This window comes from Nostoc sp. CMAA1605 (genome assembly GCF_021596505.1).
In the GTDB taxonomy this organism is placed as follows: Bacteria; Cyanobacteriota; Cyanobacteriia; order Cyanobacteriales; family Nostocaceae; genus Trichormus.
In genome coordinates this window covers 14,476-37,589 of sequence record NZ_PJIZ01000044.1, presented here as the reverse complement: position 1 = coordinate 37,589, position 23,114 = coordinate 14,476, and the positions used below count along the sequence as shown (strand labels likewise).

Below are 23,114 nucleotides of genomic sequence, written 5' to 3'. Positions count from 1 at the left end.
ATTTCCCTGTACAGCAGCAGTAGGGAAATCGCTATTCTTGTCCTCAAAAACTCTCCAGTACATAGCTTGAAGTCAAAATTACACCAGGAATTTATTGCCGTTCTAACCAAGCTTGGACATCAGCCACACTAGTAAAATCTAACAATGCTTCGCTCAAATCCTCCAAAACAGGTAAAGGTAAATCAGTAATTGAGGAACGCATTTCCGTAGACAGTTCGCCAAACCGTTTAGTTAGCAGTCGTATTACGAGTTTTATTGTTGCTTCCTCGCGTCCTTCCTCACGCCCTTCCTCGCGCCCTTCCTCGCGTCCTTCCTCACGTCCTTCCTCACGCCCTTCTTCCTTAATTTCTCGGTAAACTCTGGTTTCTTTGAGAGTAATTCCCAACATAGACTCAACCTCCATTCTGCTTAATTGTTCAAACTTGTACACCATAATTGTTGTGATCATCTCTATTATGGCGCGACTTGCTTGTTTGGTTACTTCTTGACGAGTTCTAGTTAATAAGTATCTAGCGGCTTCTGGTGCTTGTTCTTCCTCTACTGTCGTCAGTACCATCAAGGCTACCCAGATGGGTAAAGAACGAATATCACCCAATTCATCCAAATAGATTCTATGTACTTGTTCACCGTTGAGTAATGAGCGATGGGGATGAATATCTCTTTGTTCGGTAGTACGCGACGGGTAGATGATCACGGCTTGCCAATCAGTGAATCTATTGCGGTTACGATAGAAATATAGGGAAGATTCCGCAAACACTCTTTCGTAAAGCTGTTCGTCTGTTTGGAATTGTACTTCGCAAAAATATACAATTCCTGCACCTTGATTTTCTGGTGGGAGAAACACACCATCAATTTCAAATCTGGGTTCTTTGACAGCTACTGAATCAAATCGGTAAGCATCTGCATTAGTTGGGGGTGCAGCTAATAATTGAAACAATAGTGTAGGAGATTGCTGAAAGAGTTTGTAAAAAATGGAATCACGACGCATGAAGTAGTTTTAGAAATCTATTTTAATTTGCGTTTTTTACGATTAATTAACTTTGTAATTTGTCCAATAATTAGAGGTATAATACTCATTCCCACAATTAATAACCATCCATCAACACCAGGATCAGCAGTTTGCAATACATCTGATAATACAGGAACATGAACTGCAATTAATAGCAATCCTGTACAAAAAATCAGCGCACCCCACACATAAGGATTGCGGGTAATCTCATTACGAAATAAACCAGAATTGCGATCGCGCATATTGAAAACGTGCCACAAACGTGTAAAACCCAAGGTCATAAATGTAATCGTCACCGCTTGTTGTTCGTTCAATCCCAGCCAAGTTAAAGCCAGAATAAAAGCACCACCTAAAGTGGCTGCAATCACTAATCCGTAACCTGCGATCGCTAGCCAATGACGACGAGTTAATATTGGCTCATTTGCTGGTCTAGGTGGATGTTTCATTAAGGCGGGTTCACCTTCTCCTACACCCAACGCCAAGGCGGGCAAGGCATCATTAACAACGTTAATATACAATATCTGCAATGGTAAAAGTGGTAAAGGAGCGTTCAATAATGAGGCGGTTGCTACTAAGATAATTTCACCGACATTCCCAGATAGCAGATAAACAGTGAACTTTCTAATATTATTAAAAATCGCTCTCCCCTGTTCTACCGCCGCCACAATCGAAGCAAAAGCATCATCTTGGAGTACCATATCAGCCGCTTCTTTAGCAACTTGAGTTCCCCTCTGTCCCATTGCTACGCCGATGTCAGCTTTTCGTAAGGCTGGCGCATCATTCACACCATCACCAGTCATGGCGACTACGGCTTGATGACGTTGATGTAAATCAACTAAATTCAGCTTTTGTTCGGGACTAACTCTAGCCAGAACAGCAGATTGGACGATGCGTTGGCGTTCATCTGGGGATAGTTCCTCAAAGCTTTTCAGGTCTTGACCTTTAATTACATCCGCTTGTTGATCATCGGTTAAACCCACCGCGATCGCAATATTTTTAGCAGTTACAGGTTGGTCGCCTGTCACCATCACGACTCTGATTCCCGCTTCCTGACATTCTTTAATGGCTGGTATCACCTCTTCACGGGGAGGATCTAATAAACCTACAATTCCCAATAATGTTAAATCTGCGTAAGGGTCGGCTTTCTCTGATTGAGTGATTTTTTGCGCTAAGGCGAGAGTTCTTAAACCCTGTTGTGCTAATTGATTGATTCTTTCTTGCCAATCTTGTCGTATCTCCTCAGTCATGTGTACTGCGTCTGAGTCGGTGAGGACGCGAGTACAAGCTTGCAGCACCGCTTCTGGCGCACCTTTGACTGCAAATCGATACTGTCCTTCGATTTTATGAATCGTCGTCATCATTTTCAAATCTGGGTCAAAGGCTTCTTCCCGTACTTCTGGGGTTTTTTGCAGCAATTGCGGACGCTGCATCCCTGCTTTTGCACCTGCAACTAACAATGCAACTTCCATCGGGTCGCCTACTACCCGACTTTCATTTGAGTCTTCTGGCTGCAAAGCTGCATTGTTACATAACATCCCCACTTCTAACAGTGCAGTTAGGACTTGATTAGAGGCAGGGGGGCAGGGTGCAGGGAGCAATGCGGTCTTGGGCTTTGCCCAAGTGGAGCAATTGCGGAGGTGCAGGGGGGAAAATTGAAATTCACCTTGGGTTGTTAATCCTTCACCAGTGACTTGAATTTCCCCCGCATCTATAAATATGCGACTCACAGTCATCTGATTTTCTGTGAGTGTCCCCGTTTTATCAGTGCAGATGACGCTAGTTGCACCTAAAGTTTCTACCGCCGAGAGTTGATTAATTAGTGCATGACGTTTCGCCATGCGCCACATTCCCCGCGCTAAGGCAACAGTCGCCACAATTGGTAATCCTTCTGGGACTGCTCCTACTGCTAGAGCGATCGCAGTTTCTACCATCAAGAATAAATCTCTACCCGCCACAATACCAGCGATCGCTACAACAATCACAATGGCAATTGTCACCCAAACTAACCACTGTCCCAACTCATCCAAACGCTTTTCTAAGGGTGTTTTGTCCGATTTTCCGGCTTTTTGTGCCAACTCAGAAATGTGACCTAACTGGGTTTTCATCCCCGTGGCTACCACCACCCCTGACCCAGAACCACGGGTTAAAGCCGTACCCTTGTACAACATATTATGATGTTCTGCTAAGGGTATATCTGCGTTTAACGGTTGCACATCTTTACCAACAGGGAGAGATTCCCCCGTCAGTGATGATTCATTGACTTGCAGATTTGCGGCTTCAATAATGCGTAAATCAGCTGCGATCGCATCCCCACTTTCTACAATGACAATATCCCCAGGAACTAATTCCACCGCCGGAATTTCTTGCAATCTCCCATTGCGTCTGACTTTTGCTGTCGTGCTACTGAGTTTTTGCAGTGCTTCCATTGAGCGAATCGCTTTGTATTCTGTAAAAAAACCAATCGCCGTATTAATGACAATGGCAATAATTACTGCGATTCCCTCAATCCATTGACTAAAAGCGAAAGATAAAACCGCCGCTACAGCTAAAATACCAATAATCAAACTTTGGAATTGTTCTATAAATATGCGCCAAGCACTTTTCCCTTTGGCTTCCTGCAAGCGGTTCTCACCATACTGCTTGCGTCGTTGTTCTACCTCTGATTCCGTCAAACCTGCATCTGAAGAGACATGAAGCTGACGCAAAATTTCGTCTAAAGAAAGTGTCCAAGGTTGATCAGGAAGCTCCGCCATGAATGCCGCCCCACAGGATAAGTTGCTTAATTGCTAGTACATACGCTTATTTTTTACTTAACTACTAATTTTTCTAGAGATTATCTATCAGAGGTAATGATTGGTGCTGAAATCTATCTTGAGAGAGTGTAAGGATTGGGATTTGTTAACATTCATTAGTGCTGTTAGCGGAAGCGCGGCGTTTAGCCAATGCAATTAATCTTACTTTTTACTTAGCACTCATTACTCAGCACTCATTACTCAGCACTCTTTTGGTCAAAAAATTCGTAACTTTGCCACCATCTCAGCTCTTGCAGATACACCCAACTTCCGAAACATTCGTTTTAAAGTCTGCTTGACTGTATTTTGACTAATCCATAATTGCGCCGCGATTTCTGCATTAGTCAGACCTTGCGCCACCAAACCAGCAATCTGGGTTTCTCGCGGAGTTAAACCCATCTCAGGGTTGAGTAAACTTAACTGCTCTGAAGAACGCAAATTTGCTAATTTAGCAGAAATATGGGCGCAAATGGCACTTAATTGTAGTAAATCTTGAGTATTAAATGCTGGCGTTCCACTAGTACGGGCAAAGTTAACTGTGCCAATCAGCTTACCATCACCGACAATCGGCCCAGTCATAATATGCTCATGATCATATATTCTGCCGCAGCCACTTTGATATAAATCACTTTGCTTCCAAGCTGCTTCAGTAAAAATAATTTGCTCATGGGCAGGGGCATGATGAGAAATTACATACTGCATTACCTGATCTAAATTTTTACCGAAAGTCGAGTAATAATCAATAAAACTATCGGGTAAGCCTTTCATTTCAATATTGCCACTTTTCCCTGGCTGACCTTGTAAATAAATACTCCAGTGTTGGCTAGCAAATAAATCTCCGGCTGCATCCATGTAGTAGGAGCAGAGTTTTCTTTGTGAAGGAGCGTTAGCTATTTGCTCAATTAATGCCTGTAACGAGTAAGACATGAATCAAAGTGTACTCAACTGGGTAATTGCCAGCCAAAATATCCAATTCTAGGATAACTGTATTCATCACAGTCTGGGAAATAACAGTATGTCAAGTGTAAAACACACAATCGGTTTGGTCATTTATCCTGATATGACCCAGTTAGATATCACAGGACCACATCAAGTTTTTTCATTGATGCCTTGTACTCAAGTTTTGCTGTTGTGGAAAAACTTAGAACCTGTTGTCAGCAATGGTTTAACAATTTTACCTACCACCACTTTTGCTGAATGTCCGCAACTTGATGTTTTATGTGTTCCTGGTGGCGCAATGGGAACTGTAGAGATGATGCAAGATGCGGAAATGCTGGGTTTCTGCAAAAGCAAGCACAAACAACCAAGTATGTCACGGCTGTGTGTACAGGTTCGCTAATTTTAGCGGCTGCGGGTTTACTGCAAGGATATCGTGCAGCTTGTCATTGGGCTTTTCGGGAACAGTTGGCCTCAATGGGTGTAGAAGTCAGTCACGAACGAGTGGTGATAGACCGCGATGGACGGATCACAGGCGGCGGTGTCACCGCAGGGATTGATTTTGCTCTCACTATTGCTGCTGTTTTGTGTGGGGAAGATACGGCTAAATTTCTGGAATTATTGTTGGAATATAACCCTGCACCACCTTTTGGGGTTGGTTCACCAGAAAAAGCAGGTTCTCAATTGAAAAAAGCTGTGTTGGATATGGGCAAACCGTTAATTGCAGCCGCAGATGCAGCCAGTCAACAAGCTGCTGCTCGTTTCAGATAATGCCGTCTGACCGCTAAAACAACATAAAAAAACCCCGCCCCATAAACTGGGGTGGGGGAGAGGAGGATCAAAATTAGGTATATTTTTCGCGCCTTTGCGCCTACTTTACAAGTTCCGCTTTAGCGGTATGCGCGAAACAAAACTCATTCCCAACCAACAACGCTAACCTGCTCGTTGCTCTGTTAACACTTGATAAGCATAATTAAAGTCATCGTTGGAAATCTTAATTTCCGTCGGATCTGTCAGACCTTCCGCACGGAAACGACGAATAGCTTCTACAGCAGCTTGATTGCTGAGTAAAGTTAAATCTGCACCATTCCAATCTTTGGTCATATCTGCCCAATAGTTCAAATCCACATTGTCTAGTGGTCTTCCTTGACAATGGACTTGCAAAATTGCCAGACGACTAGCTAAGTCTGGTAAATCAACCTTCATTTGTAAATCCAAGCGTCCGGCGCGTAACAAAGCTGGGTCAAGAGCATCAGGTCTATTGGTCGCACCAATCACGAGGATAGTGCTACCTACTTCTATCCCATCCAACTCAGTCAGTAATTGTCCAACGATGCGATCGCTCACTCCTGAATCCCCACTAAAACTACCGCGTGCAGGGGCTAAGGTGTCGATTTCATCGATAAAGACTACGCAAGGTTCTGCTTGACGGGCTTTGGCAAATAATTCTCGCACCGCCTGTTCACTCGCGCCTACCCAACGACTCATTAATTCTGGGCCATTGACACCAATAAAGTTGGCTCTCGCTTGGGAAGCGACGGCTTTGGCTAACAAAGTTTTACCTGTTCCTGGAGGCCCCCACAACAAAATCCCTTTGGGTGCTAGGGCTTTGGTTTGTAAATACAGTTCTGGATAGAGTAACGCCCCTTCGACTGATTCCCGCAGGGTTTGTTTGATATTATCCAAACCGCCAATATCATCCCAAGCAATTTGAGGAACTTCTACTTCTACACTCCGTAGGACAGCCGGTTTGATTTCTTTGAGGGCTTGTAAGAAGTCGGCTGCACTCACAGTCATATTGTCTGGAATCTCGCCATCAATAGAAGGGACTTGACGACGTAAAGCAGTGTAAGCAGCTTTTTGACAAACAGCTTTCAAATCAGCCCCGACAAATCCCACCGCCCGTTCTGCGATCGCATCTAAATCAACTGCTGCTTCTAAAGGCATTGCACGGGTAAGAATTTGCAATATTTCTTTGCGTCCTTTAACATCTGGGACACGGAACTGCACTTCTCGGTCAAATCTTCCGGGACGACGCAACGCCGGATCAAGATGGTCGGGACGGTTAGTGGCTGCTAAGACAATCACACCTTGACTTTGGGAGAAGCCATCCATCAAACTCAATAATTGAGCAACTAGACGTTTTTCTACTTCCCCTTCTACCGCACTGCGATCGGGTGCTAAACTATCGATTTCGTCAATAAAGATAATACAAGGAGCATTTTTCGCGGCTTTTTCAAAAATTCCCCGCAGTCTTTGTTCCGCTTCTCCATAGTATTTACTGATGACTTCCGGCCCTACTAAAGCAATGTAGTTCACACCCAGTTCTTCAGCTAAAGCCCGCGCCGTCAGCGTTTTCCCAGTTCCAGGAGGGCCAACTAACAATACGCCTCTTGTTGGTTCAAGTCCCAATTTCGCCAATAAGTCGGGACGTTTTAAGGGTATGGCAATTAGCTCTTTGAGTTCTTTGAGAACCTCTCCCAATCCCCCCACATCCTTTAACGTATAGTCTACAGAGCTATGGGGTGGGACAACTTCAGCCTCATCACCATTTCCACTATTAGAAGTAGGAGCAGCTGGAGTGCGAAAACGACTAGTACCCACATCGTTACCCATATTGCTAGGGCGCGGTATTGTCCCATAGCGGGGAATACTACTCATCGGACGGGAATTAATCTGCACATCCGTCTTAATTTCTCCCTTCTCAATTTTCTCTTCTAAAGTTTTTACCAAATCTAATAATTGCTCAAACCCTTTGAAAAATTCACTCATACAATCACTCCCAAAATTGACTAATAATTCAGCGTTTATTTGTAGTTAATTCCTCAACTTCAAATAAAAGATTCGCCGCCCCCTTAATTCGGGCAAGAGGCTCAACAGAGCGGGGTAGATTCGGTAAACGAATCATAATTTGCTCTGGAAATAAACTTTCATCGATTTTCACCTCTTGACCGTAGCGATTCTGCACTACATAACGCTGACTCACACCCATTTTTTTCAGGGCTGCTGTTAAGCGAATGTGTTCAGATATAATTGCTGCTTCTGATTGAATTACGCCCACAAATTGCGTATGTTGGGGATTTTTTAATTTCTTTTGTGCTTGGACGACTTGTTGGCGTAGTCCTCTTAATCGTCCAATAAAATCTACTCTACCCAAAACATTTTGATATTTAATCCACAGTTTAAATATCCAAGATAACCAATCACTTAAAGCCGATGGCATTTCTAAAAATCGCATCAAATGACCTGTAGGTGCTGTATCTAAAATAATTAAATCTTGCTGATTGCTATCTAATAAATCCATCACCGTTACAAGGGACAACATCTCATCAATCCCTGGTAAAGCTTGAGACATAATTTGTCTCCAAGCTTCTGGAACATAGGCAATATTCACCGTTGTATCTGTTTGCGAACCTTCACCGCTAATCATATCTGCTAATTCCCACAGATAATCAGCCCGGAATTGTTCTAAAACTTGATTAGCATCGATTTCTTGTCCACTCAAGTTATGTGTCAAAGATATCGGTTCATGACCTAAATCTTTCCCAAAAGCATCCCCTAAAGAATGGGCTGGATCTATAGAAATCACACGGATTTTCTTATCTGGATGTCTTTCAGCACAAGCCCAAGCTATACCAGCCGCTACCGTTGTTTTACCGACACCTCCTTTACCTCCAATAATAATTAATTGACATCCTTCATTCACAAAATCTGTAAAGCTAGGTAAAACTTTAGCTGGCCAGTGAACTTCCGGTGCTGCTACTAGTTCTACACTCTGGATTTTTTGAATTTGCGCTGCTAAAGCATCTAGAGATACTCCACCCAATGGTTCTACTCTTTGTTGGGGAACGGTAAATACAGGCTTTTGATTCACCAGATGTAAGTATTTATCCAGAAGATTTTGCTGTTCGGCGTAACGGTCTGGTTCGATTTCCGCGTTGGTTAATATTCTATTAATAAATAATCCCGCAAATGGTACTTCTAGAGTGGCTAAACTGTCAATAAAACGCTCAGTTTCTAAAAAGCACATCGGCTCAGAAATACCCACAACTAAGCAACCTGTAAATTTCTCATCTTGCAGTAAGCGTCTACCTTCTGCTAGTTGAGTCTTCATTTCTACTAAAAAGTCATCGACTTCATCAGCTGTATAAGTACCTGTAAAACTTCTGGTAATGACGCGGTGTTTTTCTTGAAATAATTCTAAAGAATTTAAGATCACATCTAAAAAATCTTTTAGGCGTAATAGATTTAATGTGTGTCCAGAAGGAGCCATATCTACAACTACACGATCAGCTTCTTTTTCCGCCAATAAGCGTTGGATTTCTAATAACCCCATTAATTCATTTAACCCCGGCCAGTCTAAATCCCAAACTGGTGCTAAATCATCTCCATCTGCTAAACTACCACGCTCAACTAGTAGTTCTAAAAAACGGCTATATTTGCCCTTAAACTCTAATAATAATTTTCTGCATCTAAGGCTTGAACGCTCAAATTTGGTAAATCAGTTAATGGTAAAGCAATATCTTTAACTTCTGTGAGTAAGACATCTCCTAAAGAGTGGGCGGGATCTGTCGATAGTAACAAAATCTTCTCTTGGGGAAATTCTCTCGCCCAATAACGAGCGAAACTGCAAGCGAGGGTAGTTTTACCAACCCCTCCCTTGCCGCTAAACATAACTAAATTTAGAGAGTCGTAATATTTCATAATAAGTTGCACATAGTATTAGATAAAGTGATACGGGGGAAGAGGTTCTCCTAAAATCAAATTCCAGTGAGGAGAAGCTTTTTGCCAAACTGCAACCTTTGCTAAAAGGGCAGCTTGTTCATGACGATCAATTAAAAAATATAGGCGAAATTCTTCTGCTTGCTGTTGTACTATAACGGATGATGGATAAGTGTCTGTGATGCTGTCGATTAATTGATTTCTCTCCTCATTCTGCTCAAGATGAAAAATCTTTTGCGTTTCATAGTATTGTTTTTTAGCTAGAAAATAATCTCTCCCACTACCTACGGCTAGCTGTTTTGGCTCTGCTAATACTTGGGGGATAAGTTTTAATGTATATTCATCTTTATTTTGAATATTTTTGAGCTTCTCTAAGTATTCTTCAGCATGATCGTCTATGTGATTGAGCAAGCTTTCCTGGGAATTGAAATGAGTCCCAAACCGCAGAGGTAAAATTGTAGTTTGCTGGAATAGTTCCCGAATCACTCGGTCATGAGCTAACACCATTTTGATGACTTGTTCATCATCGGTTTGATATGCAACTGGAGATATTCCAGGTTCAACAATAGCTGAAATTTTCGCTCCATTTATCAAGACTACTGGAGCTATATTTCCCTCTGGAAATGTTAAGGAGAAATCAGGAGTTTTGAGGAAGGCGTAGGTGTAGAAATTTTGCGATCGCATCATTTTATTTACAGAGATTATTTTATTTTTTTGTACTAGAAATAAATTTATTTATTCAGTTATTAACCTCTTTACATCATAAAATTTTTAGTTATAATGCTATCAATTAATTCAGGAAAGTCTTATGAAGAAAATGCGTAACCGAGGAGCAATCAGACCTAAAGTTACTACCATGCCTCGTAGTAAATCTGAGGCTTCTAATCAGTTAGAACTTTATAAATTAGTTACGGAACAACAGCGCATTAAACAAGAACTCAATTTTATCGAACAGCGTACAGTGCTACTGAAACAACGCTTAATCACACTCCAAACACAGATAGAAGGCACAGAAAGGAATATCCAAAATTTACGGTCTTCTGATACGAATACTCACTCTCCTATATCCTATGCACAAATCCCCTTTGAATCCAATAACTATCAAACTTTTGAAATAGAATATTGATTTGTTACAGCAAATAATAAATTATTAACCCGCAGATGCGGGTTTTTAATTATTTGATTTCACTGTCAGTCCTAATTACACTTACCAAAGTATGAACAACACACTTACTATCATCAGTGAATTTAACTAAGGTGATAATACTAGATTTTCTTTATCTTCATAATCTGTACTCATTTGTGGAGTTTCTTGGTAAATTTCATTTAACTCTGAGACTGTCGCCAAGGCAGGTTGCAGGATTAAATCTGCATCTGCTGCTATCTCTTCATCTAGATTTAACTCAGAGACTGTCACCAAGGCAGGTGGTAATATCAAATCTTCATCTACTTCTTCATCTACATTTAACTCTTCTTCTAAAGCTTGAATTCTCAACAGCAGTTCTTCCTCTTTTTCCTCAAACTCTTCCTCTGATATTTCGCCCATATCAAAAGATAGTTGCAGGCTTAATAATTGTTTATGTAAATTTTCTTTAGCATCAAATTCAGTGTTAGCACGCTCTTGAATTTGCTCCCCAATCCACACAAGTCCACTGATTGGCCCCATAACCGGAAATAGTAAGATTTTCCCCAACATAATATTGACTCCTAAGCATTAATTTGAGCAAATGTATATGGTGCTGTAAAATTATTGTAGCGAATGCGTAAGCGTTCACCAAACTGTTGATCAATCGCTTCTACTCGCTCACTAAATAAAGATTCTTTATCCCAGGGAATCAAGAAAGCAGCGTTGTAAATCATGTCCTCTGTCATGGGGTCACTTTCTACGACTTCATTAGCCAAAGGTCTCAACTCATTAAAGAAAGTTTGAATTACAGATTGTTTACGAGATGTTAAATTACCTTCAATTAATTGTCCAATATGAATGACTTCCTCCATGCTTAAAGCCTTACCTTCCATTTGGTCACGTTGTTGCTTCAAACTGGGATTCGACTCCATCATGGCTTGTAATTCAGCTTTGGGATTCCAAAAAATCTTGATGCTTACTTCGCGCGTGTCATGCAATTTTTGAAATAATTCTTCTAGTTTCTCTTTGTATGGTTGAATAAGTTGGATAATTACTGTGTCCCAAGTTTTCACCACTAATCCAAACCTTAAAGGAAGGAGTGTGCGAAATCCTTCTTGCATGGCTTGTTCGAGGACTTTTTCATGGCTAATTAAATTTCGACGAGAAGCTAAATACTTTTCCTGCTTTGCTTCTGAATATAAAAAACTTAATCCATCAATCACTTGACTATATACTGGCTGAGAATCTAATCCTTTGATGGCAATTGTTGAGGGAATTGCATCAGGAAAAATACCGTATAGGTAGAAACCACAATCCATGATCAGCAAAATACTAACTAATTACAAGGGTTTTGATGTTAAAACTAAGCGCAATTTGGCATTAATCAGATTGATCTGTGCTAACCCTAAATCGATCTCGCCATCTACCACAATCCCAGTGTTTAAAAGACGGTCTAATAGCTCTAACACTGAAGGTTGAGTTCCAGGTTCACCAGGATAATAAGAACCAGGGGATGGTAGAAGAGTCCCGACATCCCCTAAATTGATATTTAAGTCGGCAGGAGTGATTTCAAAAATCTCGCATAAATTTAAAACTTGTTCTTCCAACTTTTGCAAGCTTTCTGCGGCTCGTTCTAATTCAGATTCGCTCAAACATCCCTGATCCATGCGTCGAATGACTTGCGCCTCCATCAGCTGACGCACTAGTTCCACTACAGTTAACAGTAGAGGAACTAAACCTGCTTTGTTATTGGCTTTAGAAGTGGTGAGTGGCAAATCAACAGGATTTTCAACCGGAGTGCAAACCATTGTCATAATGCCATCTACCTTTTCTAAAGTTTTGGAAATTACTGCGATCTTGAGGCCAGATTACTCTGAATATTTGCAGAAATTAACTAAGCCTCAAGTTGAGAATCTGCTTCTATTGGACTACTAACTTCATTCTCCGTATGAGCAGGTAATGTCACGGTCTCTTGCTCCTTGGCTGCTGTCAACATCCGTAACTGAGTTTCTAAACTTTCTAGCCGTTGATGCAGTTGTTGGTTCTCTGCAATTAAGTCTTGAGACTTACTACTGAGATAGGGGTCATTTTCCCACCAATTTATACCCATCTCACGGGCTTTATCAACGGAAGAAATTAGCAAACGAATGCGGATATGTAGTAGTTCCGTGGAAGCGATGGAAACAGAAATATCACCAGCAATCACAATTCCCTTATCTAACACCCGTTCGAGAATATCTGCTAAGGTAGAACCCTGTGTGGATGTAGAAATTGTACGACTAGAGTTAGTCGCAGGACGTGTTGGCTGTAGTGGAGTGGTAGTCACGATTAATTAGACTCTTCTGTTGTAGGTATATTTTTGTTAATCACTAAGCCTTTTTGGTGAGAAGACGTAGGGTTTTCTTCCTTTACCTCTTCTTCTGACTCATTCACTGCTTCATCTGAAGCAGGGTCATGATGTGATTCTTCGATTGACTGTGTATGCAGTTGGTTGAGCAATTCTAGGAAAATAGTCATAGCTTCACTAGCAGACCAATTGGTGCGATTAAATAGCACATCTGCACAAATTTCTCGAAAATCTGAGTTTTCTGATAACACTAAAATGTTGTGTTCTGCACAAACTTTAGCAATCATCAAACAAGACCGTAAGCCAGAAGTCTTTTCTCCACCTGTTCCTAAACGGAATGCTTTCACTAAGCGGGCAATTAACTGAGCATCTTCTCTAGAAATACCAGTTTTATGAACTATAATCTCAGTTTGAGTTTGTTCATCAGGCTCTGGCATATTAATAGTTACTAACCTATCCATCAGCGCATCTTGCGTTGAATGCACTCCGCAGTATTCCTCTGGATTAGAGGTAAAGATAGCCCGAAATTGGGGATGGACGTGGAGGTATTCTGGTTGGTTGCTGCTAGGGGGCAGGGTGAGAATTTTTTCTTCTAAGGCCGAAAGTAAGACGTTATTTACTTCTGGTTTAGAACGGTTGAATTCATCATAGACGAGGGTCAAACCTTCACGACAAGCTAAAGTTAATCGAGAATCAACCCAATTTTGTTTGAGTTCATCTTCAACTTTGACAACGTTGTGAATGTAGTTGTCTAGTAATTTCTTATGGGTGTAACCAGATTCACTACCAATTAAGTCAGAACTTTTAAATTCGTCGTCTCCGAAGACTAACATAATTGGTCTATCGAGACAGTTAGCTAAGTGCATAGCTAAAGTTGTTTTCCCTGTACCAGCCGGGCCACGCAAGTGAATGGCAAACCCTGATGTGAGATAACGTAATGCACGGATTGCCACTCGCTCAATTGCTGGTGTGACGACAAACTGTCCAGGACGAACACGAAGAACGGCTCTTTTTTTATTATTTACAGTATGATTTGCAGTGAGGGTCATAAGATGAAGTTGCAGTAAAGAAATGTTGCCAAATAAAAGAATTGATGTGAGTACACACAATCGTTAAACTATGTGTTATTTTAAGTATAGAAACTATTAGATAGTATCTACATATGAATAACTCCCTTAGAGTGTAGGAGTTATATAATGTTAGTTAATAACTTGAGGGTAGACCGCTATATTTGAATAACTCCTTGCATTAAATCGAGCGATACTTTAAAATATTCAAAGTTTTACATTAAACTCATTGTTGAATTCGCCCCCTTGTCTAACCAGTATTTAACCTGGAAGATAGGGGGGTTTTACTATCTAGCACAGCCAATGAATTCACTTCATTGTTTGAGAGCGTTGACTAAAGACTAACCGAAAATGCTAGCAAACAAATCTTGACGAAATTGGTGCAGATTTTGTCTTTGTTCTTTAGCTCTTTTAGCTCTGTCCTTTGCCGTTGTCGCTAAAAAGTTGTGGGTATCTTGCTCCAGGTTGTGGTGGAACTGATACAAAAACTTTGCTTGTGCTTTAGCTTGAGCATCTCTTGTTTTAGCTGTTTCCTTGAGAAAATCTTGAGTTGTATACTCAAGTTCTTCACGGAATGCGTGTAATTCTTGTGCTTGCTTTCTAGCTTGTTCTTCTCTGTTAGCTTTTGTCTCGGACAAGAATTCACGAGTCTCTCTGAATAGTTGATGGACTTCCGCAGTAAGTGACTGATGCTCTTGTCGGAGTCTTGGTATTAAAGCCGTCATGACGTTCTCCGCAATATAATTAACATCTGCAAGGAACTACATTTACTGGATAGTTAATGTTCAGTAAATGTAGCTCATAGAATACCTGCTTTTTTTCGCTGATTCCTTTTTGATAATTCTTGATTTAGAAGTATCAGGATGAGCGAACAAAAGCAGAATAAATATCAGGATTACAAATTAGGTAATTCTGAATAATTAAGCAGGCATTGCGGCAGACTGTGTGAGACCTACTGCTTCTGCATATTTCAAGTAGGTTTCTACGGATGCAATCACGATACGGGCTTCAATTGCTAATAATTCAATACCAACTAAAGAAACGCGAACCCAAGCATCTACAACGATACCTTTGTCTAAGATACGGTCGATAACTTCTGCCAAGCTGGAGGAGGAATTAGTTTTTTCAACTGCCATGATTTTGTACCTTAAGTAATGTTGTTTGTGAATTGAACCGTGAGAATGTGGAATATCACAAGTGCTAACTAGCTAACTGTGATATTCGAGAATCTACTGAATAATTAAGCAGGCATTGCGGCGGACTGTGTTAGACCTACTGCTTCTGCATATTTCAGGTAGGTTTCTACGGATGCAATCACGATGCGGGCTTCGATTGCTAATAGTTCAATACCAACTAAAGAAACACGAACCCAAGCATCTACAACGATACCTTTGTCTAAGATACGGTCGATAACTTCTGCCAAGCTGGAGGAGGAATTGGTTTTTTCAACTGCCATGATTTTGTACCTTAAGTAATGTTGTTTGTGAGTTGAACCGTAAGAGTGTGGAATATCACAAGTGCTAACTAGCTCACTGTGATATTCGAGAATCTACTGAATAATTAAGCAGGCATTGCGGCGGATTGTGTTAGACCTACTGCTTCTGCATATTTCAGATAGGTTTCTACGGATGCAATCACGATGCGGGCTTCAATTGCTAATAGTTCAATACCAACTAAAGAAACACGAACCCAAGCATCTACAACGATACCTTTGTCTAAGATACGATCAATAACTTCTGCCAAGCTGGAGGAAGAATTAGTTTTTTCTACTGCCATTGTTTTACACCTTAAACTCATTGTTGATTTTCAGTATTAGCTCGGCGGTTGCCTGCGTCTTACTGAATCAATATTAGACGCGTCTCTTCATGAATGTAAAGACTTTGACAGGAGGAAATTTGTAAAGAAATACAAAAAGAAACACACTGAAACAATAAAAATGTACGTTTTCAGTTTTAGTTGTATATTTTTAAAATATTTTTGCTGAAAAATGTTAGTTTTAATCTGCAAATTTGTTTTTTTTGTTGTTTTTAAAGTATTTTTTTCTAAAACCCAATAGTGGTTGCTCTCCTATAAAAATTGGATCAAATTAAGTAATAATACGGTTTTTAAAAGTTTAGGAACATAACATAGGATGTTTTCAACGATTATTTTTTTGAACAACATCATGTCTACAGAAGCTTCCTCTGATCAAGCACGTCACGGAGCCTTAGCGGGACTAATTGCTACTTTTGTAGAGCAAGGACATCCACCTCAGTACGCTCAGGTAATGGCGACTTCTATTATTTTTCAGACAGACTTAGATTTAAGAAATGCCCAGATGTCTCGTCTTTTGAATTGGTTAAAGCAGGAAAATGAGGGTATCTATACATCTGCTTTAAAAGTTGTGGAAAACACCCGTGAGGAATTTGAGCGACGAGTGCAGCAGGGTTGAGGTATTGGGGAATTAGGGGACTGGGAATTTAGAGAGAGATGTTTTGATTTTTGGGTTGTGAATTTGAGTTGATGGTATTGATTGACAAATAGGATATGATTTTGCAGAATTCAGCTATCGGTATGGATGGCTGATTTTTTTTCTCATTGCAAGTCATGTACAGAATCCTTCCCAAAGAAACGGCCTCTATGTACACTCGCGATGGTGTACGCCTTGACGCAGATATCTATCGCCCTGATGCAGCAGGTGAGTTTCCTGTATTATTGATGCGACAGCCCTATGGGAGAGCGATCGCATCCACTGTGGTTTATGCTCATCCTATGTGGTATGCGGCTCATGGCTATATTGTTGTGATTCAAGATGTGCGGGGACGTGGTACTTCCCAGGGTGAATTTCAGTTGTTCCAGCATGAGGTTGCTGACGGTGCAGATAGTATAAATTGGGCTGCGAGTCTACCGAATAGTAATGGTATGGTGGGAATGTACGGCTTTTCCTATCAGGGAATGACTCAATTATATGCCGCGATCGCCAAACCCCCAGCCTTGAAAACTATTTGTCCGGCGATGATTGGCTATGATTTGTATGCTGATTGGGCTTATGAAGGTGGTGCATTTTGTTTGCACACTAACTTAGCGTGGGCGGTACAATTGGCAACAGAAACAGCCAGATTACGTGGTGATCAAGCAGCATATCAAGCCTTATTAGCTGCATCCCGCAATCTGCCGCTAAATAGTCCTGAAATTCTCCAACAACTCGCGCCAGAATCTTTTTATCACGATTGGGTAGCCCATAGCGAACCTGATGACTATTGGCAAGAACTTTCACCCAAAAGCCATTTTGCAGGGGTTGATTTACCGATGTTACATATCGGTGGTTGGTTTGATACCTATCTGCGCGGAACACTGCACCTCTACAAAGATATGGTAGCCTGTGCAGCTACTCCCCAACATTTAATTATCGGCCCTTGGGCGCATTTACCTTGGGGACGAAAAGTTGGTGCGGCTGATTTTGGTCAACTAGCAGCTAGTCCCATAGACGAAATGCAGATTCGTTGGTTTGACCAGTTTCTTAAGGGTGTAGATACGGGCTTATTGGATCAGCCTCCTGTATGCTTGTTTGAAATTGGTAGCAATGTTTGGCAGAAACTCTCCAGCTTGATCACACCATCACACAAATACTATTTTTTGTCAAGTACAGGACTAGCTAGTATTAGAGAAGATGCAGGAAAACTGATTTCCCATGCCCCATACCCCATATCCCATACCCCAGATGTATTAGTCCACGACCCTTGGCGACCTGTGCCGGCAGTAGGAGGTCATGCAGGGATGCCGGCTGGTGTGTTTGAGCGATCGCAGATTGATTGTCGGTCTGACGTTTTAACCTACACCAGCGCACCTTTAACCGCAGATTTAAGTCTCTTGGGCGATGTATTAGTAGAAATCTGCTGTCAATCAGACCAAGATAGTTATGATTTGTGTGCTGTGTTGTCGCAAGTTGATCCTGATGGCAGAGTTTTTAACATGACGCAAGGTTATTTACATTGCCGAGATGGGAAACACAGCATCACTAGAAAGATAGAATTACAGCCAATATGTATACGCATAGCCAAAGGTAATTGTTTGCGTTTGAGTTTGAGTTTAGCGTGTTACCCAGCGTATACAATGAACTCTGGCAATGGGGCTGTATTGAGTAGTGAGAGTTTGATGAATGCCCAAATCATCACGTTGACTGTTGATTGTGGTGCTTCTCAGGTTTTGTTACCGGTTATGGGGAATGGGGATTGGGGACTGGGGACTGGGGAATAGGGAAATATGCGTAGAAATTTTATATCAAGTCTCAAAGGCTTGATTTTATGATTGAGTTTGGGATTGGGAATTTTCTAAGACTAATTGGTCTAATTCTTGCTGCATTTTAGTGACTACTAATTGATAACATTCGTTGACGTATTCGCGATCGCTTGCAGCTTCTCGCCCGTAGCGTTCAAATATAATGGGTGGACAAACTCTGGTGTGAATCTGCACAGGGAAAGGAATGTTAGGTAAGGGGCCTATTGCTAATCCCCAAGGCCAGCCTAAATAAATGGGAAATACTTCTGGATCAATATTCAACAACCAAGGCATTCCCCAATCATGCAACTGTGACACTACCTTGTATATGTCAGCTAAGACAATCAATGTATCATGCGCCCCATAGGAAATTGCAGGTACGATTGGCACGTTTTCCCGCAATGCTAATTTGATAAAACCTTGCCTGCCCGCAAAATAAATTTGATTGCGTAAATTATGGGGGCGAAATACGTCTTCCGCACCGCCGGGATATACCAATACACTAGCACCAGAACGCAAAGCTGCGATCGCCATTTTGGGATGAGCCATGACTGCGCCAGTTTTGGAGGCTAATTGTGCGACTGGAAGACTAATTTGCCACGCTTTGGGGTGCATTAAACCATACGCAGGTTTTTCGACACCAAAGCGGCGAAACCAGTCATACATCATCATCAACATATCCGGCGCGGCTAGTCCCCCATTGTGAGAACCAACAATTAACACTTTTTCCTGTGGCTGGATATGTTCCCAACCACTGGTTTGCACACGGAAGTAGTAATGGTAGAAGAAACCCAAAACGGGCATGATGGACTTGATAAACTCTGGATCTCTTTCATTTAAAGACCATCCAGGTTCGGTGATTTGGGGACGTTGCTTTGTTAACATTTAGGCATTTTAGCAGCAGTTTTATTGCCTGGGAAATGGTCGAAGAGATTAAACGCTAAAGTATGCTGAGGGACTTCCAGAAAATAAATTATCCAATGTTGATAGCAAAGATGATGAGAAGATTCTTTCTCCCCCTGCTTCCCCTGCTCCCCCTGCTCGCTAAGGCGATTGTATATTTTTTTAGTTGGAAGTCCCTGAGAGTTTTTCGGGATGGGTTTTTTACATTTTTTTGATTCGGTGATACGCTATCTGCGTCAGGAGTGTAGAGGTAAAAGTAATGAACAAGTTGCGGGTAGGATTACTGTTTGGTGGTCGTTCTGGAGAACATGAAGTTTCTATTAGTTCCGCACGGGCGATCGCTAAAGCTCTCAGTGCGGTGGAAAATGGTGATAAGTACGAAATATTGCCCTTTTATATCGAAAAAAACGGCCGTTGGCTAGCAGGCGAAGCCCCGCAACAAGTTCTGCAATCAGGTGTACCATTGTTAGATGTACCCAATAGTCCAGTTTCCGAAACACATGATTTAGTTTCTCATGGTAAAACCCCAGCCCTTGAGCGTTGGCAATCACCCTCTCAAGTTGCAGAAGTAGATGTGTGGTTTCCGATTCTGCATGGGCCGAATGGGGAAGACGGGACGATTCAAGGGTTACTGACTTTAATGCAAGTGCCGTTTGTCGGTTCTGGGGTGTTAGGTTCGGCTTTGGGGATGGATAAAATAGCCATGAAAATGGCCTTTGAGCAAGCAGGCATACCTCAAGTAAAATATAAAGCCGTTACGAGAGCGCAGGTGTGGTCAAATCCTTGCGTGTTTCCGAAATTGTGCGACGACATTGAGGCGGAATTGGGCTATCCTTGCTTTGTCAAACCTGCCAACCTTGGTTCATCGGTGGGGATTAGTAAAGTGCGATCGCGCCATGAATTAGAAGCAGCTTTAGATCAAGCCGCTAGTTATGACCGTCGCATTATTGTAGAAGCCGGAGTTACAGCTAGAGAAGTAGAATGTGCCGTTTTAGGTAATGACAACCCCCAAGCCTCTGTCGTTGGAGAGATTACGTTCAATAGCGACTTCTACGATTATGAAACTAAATATACTGAAGGTAAAGCAGATTTACTGATACCCGCATCCATCCCCGACGAAATTAGTCGCCAAGTCCAAGAATTAGCCATAAAAGCCTTTGCTGCCGTTGATGCCGCAGGTTTATCCAGGGTAGATTTTTTCTATGTGGAAGCCACCGGAGAAGTCTTGATCAATGAGATTAACACTTTACCTGGATTCACAGCTACTAGTATGTATCCTCAACTCTGGTCTTATAGCGGCGTTCCCTTCCCAGAATTAGTGGATCGTTTAATTCAGTTGGCATTAGAGAGACATCAATAAAGGCAAAAGGTAAAAGGTAAAAGGTAAAAAGCACGATTAAATAGAGCATTGAGTGTATGTACCCCATGCCCAATTCCCCATGCCCGATGCCCCATGCCCCATGCCCCATTTTGTAGCCTAGATAGCACAAAAAAGTTACTATACTTTGAAAATTGGCTACGGATACCTGATAGCGCGCCCCTTTAGTACAATCTATGGACTAGAGGGGAAACAATCTGTAATTGATCATGGAAAACAGTCAAAGCTTACAGCATGAGCTAACCCAGGTAAATAAAACCAAAGCAGAATCGAAAAAAAGAAGGTTCAACTTTTTTATGTTTCTGCTGACACGCCATCCTTTGCTGTTATTGATCGGTTTGTTAGCAACGTGTATAGGATCTGCGACTCTGGCTTTGCATAGCATAATTTATGTGAGTGATGTGGAACAGCCAGAGTCAGAATCAGTTCCGGCTGTGGTAGAAGTACCTGTTAGTGCTAATACCGATGTGAGTAATCCTATCCCATTGTGGATGGTTGTGGCGATCGCTTTTAGTTGTGCTAGTGGTTGCTGGGTGATTCTCCGGTTAATTAACCAGCCTAAACAACCTGCTACAGTGGCAAATCAACGTGTGGTGACAACTCGGACATCAACAGTTAATCGCCGTCAAAGAATAGCTAGGCGGACTGTAAAACCCCAGCCAGTTTTTGCATCGGCACAACCCATAAGGGCGATCGCGCCTATGTACTCACGCCAAACATCTGCTATGAAGGTTCTACCGCCAGAACAAAAGCACCCTTTAGATAGGGGTAAGGAATCCTTAGCTGATTTAGTTGATTGGCGTAAACATAATTCTTTGTCGGCTTTATTGCAAAAGTATTAGTCTAGCGGGGGAAAGGGGTGTAGGGGTATAGGGGTGTAAGGGTGTAAGGGAAAGACTTTTTCATGTTTTCTGATGTCCGCAGTTCATGATGGCTATTTATCTAGTCTGAAAATCCAAAATCCAAAATCCAAAATCTTATATGACTCTGGCTCTGATAGTATTTTTTGTAATTTCCTGGTAAAAGGAGAAACTAATTGAAGAAACATCAGACAGAGTGAAATGAAGGAGGAGTGAAATGGGACTGAGTGATGGACTCTTAGACCCTAACAAAAAAGCTATGGTTGTAGATGATTGCTGCAACATGATAGAAAACCAGCTAGCGTCTAAATCTGGTGTCAGTGGTATCGCCCTGAAAGCTGCTTTTGCTGCTTTGAAAGGAGTCAAACCAGGATACATTCCCTACATTGTTGAACAGCTACTACCACCATGGTTTAATGCGATCGATCCCATCTGGAGTGAAGGTACACAGAAAGGAGATCCCGTAGCACACTTAATTGCTAGCCGTTCTCTCACCGCCGATGCTCTACTTAGTGTCACGGATACCAGAGTTAAAAGTAGCACTCGCTCTATCGTGCGTGGAACATATGATAAGTTCCGTGGTTCAGCTAAAAAGCATATAGAGGAAGCCATCCCAGACTTTGCTAAGGTGATAGAAAATTATACAAAGGCTTGAACGAGGAAGATGGTAGGAGGCAGGAGTTAGGGAAGATTAAATGCAATATCCTGCTTGTTGATGCTAAGATTTCTTTTGAAATTTTGAATTTTGAATTTACACACCCCATGTTCTTTTACATGGGGTTTTTCTTATGGGGATGTTTATTTCTCGGCTTTCTCTACTTTCCTCCATGTATCGAGCTTAAGTTTCATCTTGACCAAAGGTTACACAAGGACTATCCACTTCTTGGAGTGGTCGAAATGAACTGCAAAAAACCACTAGAGAACAATTAATTCCAATTTCATCGGGGTGAATACACTCCACTTTCTCCTGTGCTTGAACGTGAAAAATGCAATCATGGCATAAAGTCTGAGATGGCATACTCGTAAATACTCCTGAGAACTGATGCAATTTTGTTGTAATTCTTTATGTTTAATTTAAGAAATTTCTGAGGACAACACTACCTATTTTCCATAAAATTGCTGTATCCTAGATTTCCTTGGGTAATTTTTTCAACACTAAGTTCATAAAACTTTCTTACGGATCTACATCTTGATTCTTGAAGAACTTTATTGTCTGTCCAAGAATCGGCGTTTAGATTCTCTTTTTACTGTCAATCTTTCAAACTGAGCAGAGCAAATGGATATAAGACTAATCAAAAAATCAGAAAAACTCCTCATGGAGAAAATAAAAATGATGGAGGAAGCGCAAGAGCAAACTCTCCCATCTGATAATTTGGCAGACCAAGAACCTATCGCCGAAGAGAAATCAAGTTCATATATTGAAGCAAAACAACCATACTATATTCCACAACGTGACTATCCTTTAGTCCAGTCTGTTGGTAACTCTGGGTGGCAGGTTTCTGATATTTGGCGAGATATCAGAGTTGATAACTTTTGCGATGATTAGTCAACTAAATTAACCCAGACAATTAGGGTTAATAAAATTAATGTGAACAACTAATATCATTTCAAAATGATGATGTTGATCGCAGACAATTTGCTCTACTCACTTTTAAAAATACCATAAATGCTGCTGTTATGAGTGTTAGAGAAATCTTTTCTAGCACTCACAGTTAGC

General features: G+C 41.4%; 26 protein-coding genes. 9 read left to right on the top strand and 17 right to left on the bottom strand.

Annotation, left to right across the window (positions count from 1 at the left end; translation table 11 throughout):
* Positions 1-91 precede the first annotated feature (91 nt).
* From CV014_RS16180 to CV014_RS16170, 3 genes are all read right to left on the bottom strand, one after another.
* On the bottom strand, positions 92-988 hold the full coding sequence (locus CV014_RS16180; protein ID WP_236142963.1) for an Rpn family recombination-promoting nuclease/putative transposase: 897 nt from the start codon (positions 986-988) through the stop codon (positions 92-94).
* Positions 989-1,005: 17 nt separating this feature from the next.
* Positions 1,006-3,762 carry a cation-translocating P-type ATPase gene (locus tag CV014_RS16175; protein WP_236142962.1) on the bottom strand — a complete coding sequence of 919 codons (2,757 nt, stop codon included), beginning with the start codon at positions 3,760-3,762 and terminating at the stop codon, positions 1,006-1,008.
* A 255-nt stretch (positions 3,763-4,017) separates the two neighbouring features.
* Positions 4,018-4,728, bottom strand: coding sequence for a LuxR C-terminal-related transcriptional regulator (locus tag CV014_RS16170; protein ID WP_236142961.1), 711 nt, complete (start codon positions 4,726-4,728; stop codon positions 4,018-4,020).
* A gap of 88 nt (positions 4,729-4,816) precedes the next feature.
* Here CV014_RS16170 and CV014_RS30430 point away from each other — a divergent pair, with 88 nt between their 5' ends.
* Both CV014_RS30430 and CV014_RS30425 read left to right on the top strand, forming a co-directional pair.
* Entirely contained in the window at positions 4,817-5,140 is a 324-nt protein-coding gene (locus tag CV014_RS30430) for a hypothetical protein (protein ID WP_236142960.1), read from the top strand.
* On the top strand, positions 5,122-5,508 hold the full coding sequence (locus CV014_RS30425) for a DJ-1/PfpI family protein (protein ID WP_236142959.1): 387 nt from the start codon (positions 5,122-5,124) through the stop codon (positions 5,506-5,508). The genes CV014_RS30430 and CV014_RS30425 overlap by 19 nt, the downstream gene beginning before the upstream one ends.
* Positions 5,509-5,670: 162 nt before the next feature.
* On the opposite strand, the gene CV014_RS16155 is transcribed toward CV014_RS30425, so the two are convergent.
* From CV014_RS16155 to CV014_RS16140, 4 genes are all read right to left on the bottom strand, one after another.
* Positions 5,671-7,509, bottom strand: a complete 1,839-nt coding sequence (locus tag CV014_RS16155) for an AAA family ATPase (protein WP_236142958.1) — start codon at positions 7,507-7,509, stop codon at positions 5,671-5,673.
* A 28-nt stretch (positions 7,510-7,537) separates the two neighbouring features.
* A complete protein-coding gene (locus CV014_RS30100) occupies positions 7,538-9,073 on the bottom strand; it encodes an ArsA family ATPase (protein WP_268964731.1) in 1,536 nt (511 codons plus the stop codon).
* Between the two features lie 116 nt (positions 9,074-9,189).
* Positions 9,190-9,441, bottom strand: a complete 252-nt coding sequence (locus CV014_RS30095; RefSeq protein ID WP_268964730.1) for an ArsA family ATPase — start codon at positions 9,439-9,441, stop codon at positions 9,190-9,192.
* Between the two features lie 18 nt (positions 9,442-9,459).
* On the bottom strand, positions 9,460-10,146 hold the full coding sequence (locus CV014_RS16140; RefSeq protein ID WP_236142957.1) for a GvpL/GvpF family gas vesicle protein: 687 nt from the start codon (positions 10,144-10,146) through the stop codon (positions 9,460-9,462).
* A 121-nt stretch (positions 10,147-10,267) separates the two neighbouring features.
* Here CV014_RS16140 and CV014_RS16135 point away from each other — a divergent pair, with 121 nt between their 5' ends.
* Positions 10,268-10,585, top strand: a complete 318-nt coding sequence (locus CV014_RS16135) for a gas vesicle protein (protein ID WP_236142956.1) — start codon at positions 10,268-10,270, stop codon at positions 10,583-10,585.
* A gap of 126 nt (positions 10,586-10,711) precedes the next feature.
* Here the strand turns inward: CV014_RS16135 and CV014_RS16130 are convergent, their stop codons facing one another.
* The 9 genes from CV014_RS16130 to gvpA (CV014_RS16090) form a co-directional block, all read right to left on the bottom strand.
* Positions 10,712-11,104, bottom strand: coding sequence for a gas vesicle protein GvpG (locus CV014_RS16130; protein ID WP_236142955.1), 393 nt, complete (start codon positions 11,102-11,104; stop codon positions 10,712-10,714).
* A gap of 62 nt (positions 11,105-11,166) precedes the next feature.
* Positions 11,167-11,904, bottom strand: a complete 738-nt coding sequence (locus CV014_RS16125; RefSeq protein WP_236142971.1) for a GvpL/GvpF family gas vesicle protein — start codon at positions 11,902-11,904, stop codon at positions 11,167-11,169.
* A 21-nt stretch (positions 11,905-11,925) separates the two neighbouring features.
* The gene (locus CV014_RS16120; RefSeq protein ID WP_103140613.1) at positions 11,926-12,393 is read right to left on the bottom strand and encodes a gas vesicle protein K; all 468 of its coding nucleotides are present in this window, start codon (positions 12,391-12,393) and stop codon (positions 11,926-11,928) included.
* A gap of 86 nt (positions 12,394-12,479) precedes the next feature.
* Positions 12,480-12,911, bottom strand: a complete 432-nt coding sequence (locus CV014_RS16115; protein WP_236142954.1) for a gas vesicle protein — start codon at positions 12,909-12,911, stop codon at positions 12,480-12,482.
* 2 nt (positions 12,912-12,913) lie between these two features.
* Entirely contained in the window at positions 12,914-13,981 is a 1,068-nt protein-coding gene (gene gvpN / locus CV014_RS16110; RefSeq protein WP_236142953.1) for a gas vesicle protein GvpN, read from the bottom strand.
* Positions 13,982-14,340: 359 nt separating this feature from the next.
* The gene (gene gvpC / locus CV014_RS16105) at positions 14,341-14,724 is read right to left on the bottom strand and encodes a gas vesicle protein GvpC (protein WP_236142952.1); all 384 of its coding nucleotides are present in this window, start codon (positions 14,722-14,724) and stop codon (positions 14,341-14,343) included.
* A 195-nt stretch (positions 14,725-14,919) separates the two neighbouring features.
* Positions 14,920-15,135, bottom strand: a complete 216-nt coding sequence (gene gvpA, locus CV014_RS16100) for a gas vesicle structural protein GvpA (RefSeq protein ID WP_010996411.1) — start codon at positions 15,133-15,135, stop codon at positions 14,920-14,922.
* Between the two features lie 104 nt (positions 15,136-15,239).
* Positions 15,240-15,455 (bottom strand): gas vesicle structural protein GvpA, encoded by a 216-nt coding sequence (gene gvpA, locus CV014_RS16095; RefSeq protein ID WP_010996411.1) that lies wholly within the window; start codon positions 15,453-15,455, stop codon positions 15,240-15,242.
* A 104-nt stretch (positions 15,456-15,559) separates the two neighbouring features.
* Positions 15,560-15,775 carry a gas vesicle structural protein GvpA gene (gvpA, locus tag CV014_RS16090; RefSeq protein WP_010996411.1) on the bottom strand — a complete coding sequence of 72 codons (216 nt, stop codon included), beginning with the start codon at positions 15,773-15,775 and terminating at the stop codon, positions 15,560-15,562.
* Between the two features lie 388 nt (positions 15,776-16,163).
* Here gvpA (CV014_RS16090) and CV014_RS16085 point away from each other — a divergent pair, with 388 nt between their 5' ends.
* Together CV014_RS16085 and CV014_RS16080 are read left to right on the top strand one after the other, a co-directional pair.
* The gene (locus tag CV014_RS16085; protein WP_236142951.1) at positions 16,164-16,430 is read left to right on the top strand and encodes a hypothetical protein; all 267 of its coding nucleotides are present in this window, start codon (positions 16,164-16,166) and stop codon (positions 16,428-16,430) included.
* Positions 16,431-16,585: 155 nt separating this feature from the next.
* Positions 16,586-18,235, top strand: coding sequence for a CocE/NonD family hydrolase (locus CV014_RS16080; RefSeq protein ID WP_236142950.1), 1,650 nt, complete (start codon positions 16,586-16,588; stop codon positions 18,233-18,235).
* A 45-nt stretch (positions 18,236-18,280) separates the two neighbouring features.
* Here the strand turns inward: CV014_RS16080 and CV014_RS16075 are convergent, their stop codons facing one another.
* Positions 18,281-19,141: a lysophospholipid acyltransferase family protein gene (locus CV014_RS16075; protein ID WP_236142949.1), complete on the bottom strand. Its 861-nt coding sequence runs from the start codon at positions 19,139-19,141 to the stop codon at positions 18,281-18,283.
* 277 nt (positions 19,142-19,418) lie between these two features.
* Between CV014_RS16075 and CV014_RS16070 the strand changes: the two genes are divergently transcribed.
* From CV014_RS16070 to CV014_RS16050, 4 genes are all read left to right on the top strand, one after another.
* Positions 19,419-20,519, top strand: coding sequence for a D-alanine--D-alanine ligase family protein (locus CV014_RS16070; protein ID WP_236142948.1), 1,101 nt, complete (start codon positions 19,419-19,421; stop codon positions 20,517-20,519).
* Positions 20,520-20,746: 227 nt separating this feature from the next.
* Positions 20,747-21,379, top strand: coding sequence for a hypothetical protein (locus CV014_RS16065; protein ID WP_236142947.1), 633 nt, complete (start codon positions 20,747-20,749; stop codon positions 21,377-21,379).
* Positions 21,380-21,614: 235 nt separating this feature from the next.
* Entirely contained in the window at positions 21,615-22,052 is a 438-nt protein-coding gene (locus CV014_RS16060; protein ID WP_236142946.1) for a DUF6918 family protein, read from the top strand.
* A gap of 621 nt (positions 22,053-22,673) precedes the next feature.
* A complete protein-coding gene (locus CV014_RS16050) occupies positions 22,674-22,943 on the top strand; it encodes a hypothetical protein (protein ID WP_236142944.1) in 270 nt (89 codons plus the stop codon).
* The last annotated feature ends 171 nt before the right edge of the window (positions 22,944-23,114 follow it).

What these genes read in the sequence shown, in the direction of transcription:
- gvpN (WP_236142953.1), bottom strand. Translation starts at nt 13,981, where the DNA reads ATGACCCTCACTGCAAATCATACTGTAAATAATAAAAAAAGAGCCGTT.
- CV014_RS16070 (WP_236142948.1), top strand. Translation starts at nt 19,419, where the DNA reads ATGAACAAGTTGCGGGTAGGATTACTGTTTGGTGGTCGTTCTGGAGAA.
- CV014_RS16085 (WP_236142951.1), top strand. Translation starts at nt 16,164, where the DNA reads ATGTCTACAGAAGCTTCCTCTGATCAAGCACGTCACGGAGCCTTAGCG.
- CV014_RS16080 (WP_236142950.1), top strand. Translation starts at nt 16,586, where the DNA reads ATGTACAGAATCCTTCCCAAAGAAACGGCCTCTATGTACACTCGCGAT.
- CV014_RS16125 (WP_236142971.1), bottom strand. Translation starts at nt 11,904, where the DNA reads ATGGATTGTGGTTTCTACCTATACGGTATTTTTCCTGATGCAATTCCC.
- CV014_RS16060 (WP_236142946.1), top strand. Translation starts at nt 21,615, where the DNA reads ATGGGACTGAGTGATGGACTCTTAGACCCTAACAAAAAAGCTATGGTT.
- CV014_RS16075 (WP_236142949.1), bottom strand. Translation starts at nt 19,141, where the DNA reads ATGTTAACAAAGCAACGTCCCCAAATCACCGAACCTGGATGGTCTTTA.
- CV014_RS16155 (WP_236142958.1), bottom strand. Translation starts at nt 7,509, where the DNA reads ATGAGTGAATTTTTCAAAGGGTTTGAGCAATTATTAGATTTGGTAAAA.
- CV014_RS30095 (WP_268964730.1), bottom strand. Translation starts at nt 9,441, where the DNA reads ATGAAATATTACGACTCTCTAAATTTAGTTATGTTTAGCGGCAAGGGA.
- CV014_RS16175 (WP_236142962.1), bottom strand. Translation starts at nt 3,762, where the DNA reads ATGGCGGAGCTTCCTGATCAACCTTGGACACTTTCTTTAGACGAAATT.
- CV014_RS16180 (WP_236142963.1), bottom strand. Translation starts at nt 988, where the DNA reads ATGCGTCGTGATTCCATTTTTTACAAACTCTTTCAGCAATCTCCTACA.
- gvpA (WP_010996411.1), bottom strand. Translation starts at nt 15,135, where the DNA reads ATGGCAGTTGAAAAAACTAATTCCTCCTCCAGCTTGGCAGAAGTTATC.
- gvpC (WP_236142952.1), bottom strand. Translation starts at nt 14,724, where the DNA reads ATGACGGCTTTAATACCAAGACTCCGACAAGAGCATCAGTCACTTACT.
- CV014_RS16065 (WP_236142947.1), top strand. Translation starts at nt 20,747, where the DNA reads ATGGAAAACAGTCAAAGCTTACAGCATGAGCTAACCCAGGTAAATAAA.
- gvpA (WP_010996411.1), bottom strand. Translation starts at nt 15,775, where the DNA reads ATGGCAGTAGAAAAAACTAATTCTTCCTCCAGCTTGGCAGAAGTTATT.
- CV014_RS30430 (WP_236142960.1), top strand. Translation starts at nt 4,817, where the DNA reads ATGTCAAGTGTAAAACACACAATCGGTTTGGTCATTTATCCTGATATG.
- CV014_RS16135 (WP_236142956.1), top strand. Translation starts at nt 10,268, where the DNA reads ATGAAGAAAATGCGTAACCGAGGAGCAATCAGACCTAAAGTTACTACC.
- CV014_RS16050 (WP_236142944.1), top strand. Translation starts at nt 22,674, where the DNA reads ATGGATATAAGACTAATCAAAAAATCAGAAAAACTCCTCATGGAGAAA.
- CV014_RS16170 (WP_236142961.1), bottom strand. Translation starts at nt 4,728, where the DNA reads ATGTCTTACTCGTTACAGGCATTAATTGAGCAAATAGCTAACGCTCCT.
- CV014_RS16140 (WP_236142957.1), bottom strand. Translation starts at nt 10,146, where the DNA reads ATGATGCGATCGCAAAATTTCTACACCTACGCCTTCCTCAAAACTCCT.
- gvpA (WP_010996411.1), bottom strand. Translation starts at nt 15,455, where the DNA reads ATGGCAGTTGAAAAAACCAATTCCTCCTCCAGCTTGGCAGAAGTTATC.
- CV014_RS30100 (WP_268964731.1), bottom strand. Translation starts at nt 9,073, where the DNA reads ATGGGGTTATTAGAAATCCAACGCTTATTGGCGGAAAAAGAAGCTGAT.
- CV014_RS16120 (WP_103140613.1), bottom strand. Translation starts at nt 12,393, where the DNA reads ATGGTTTGCACTCCGGTTGAAAATCCTGTTGATTTGCCACTCACCACT.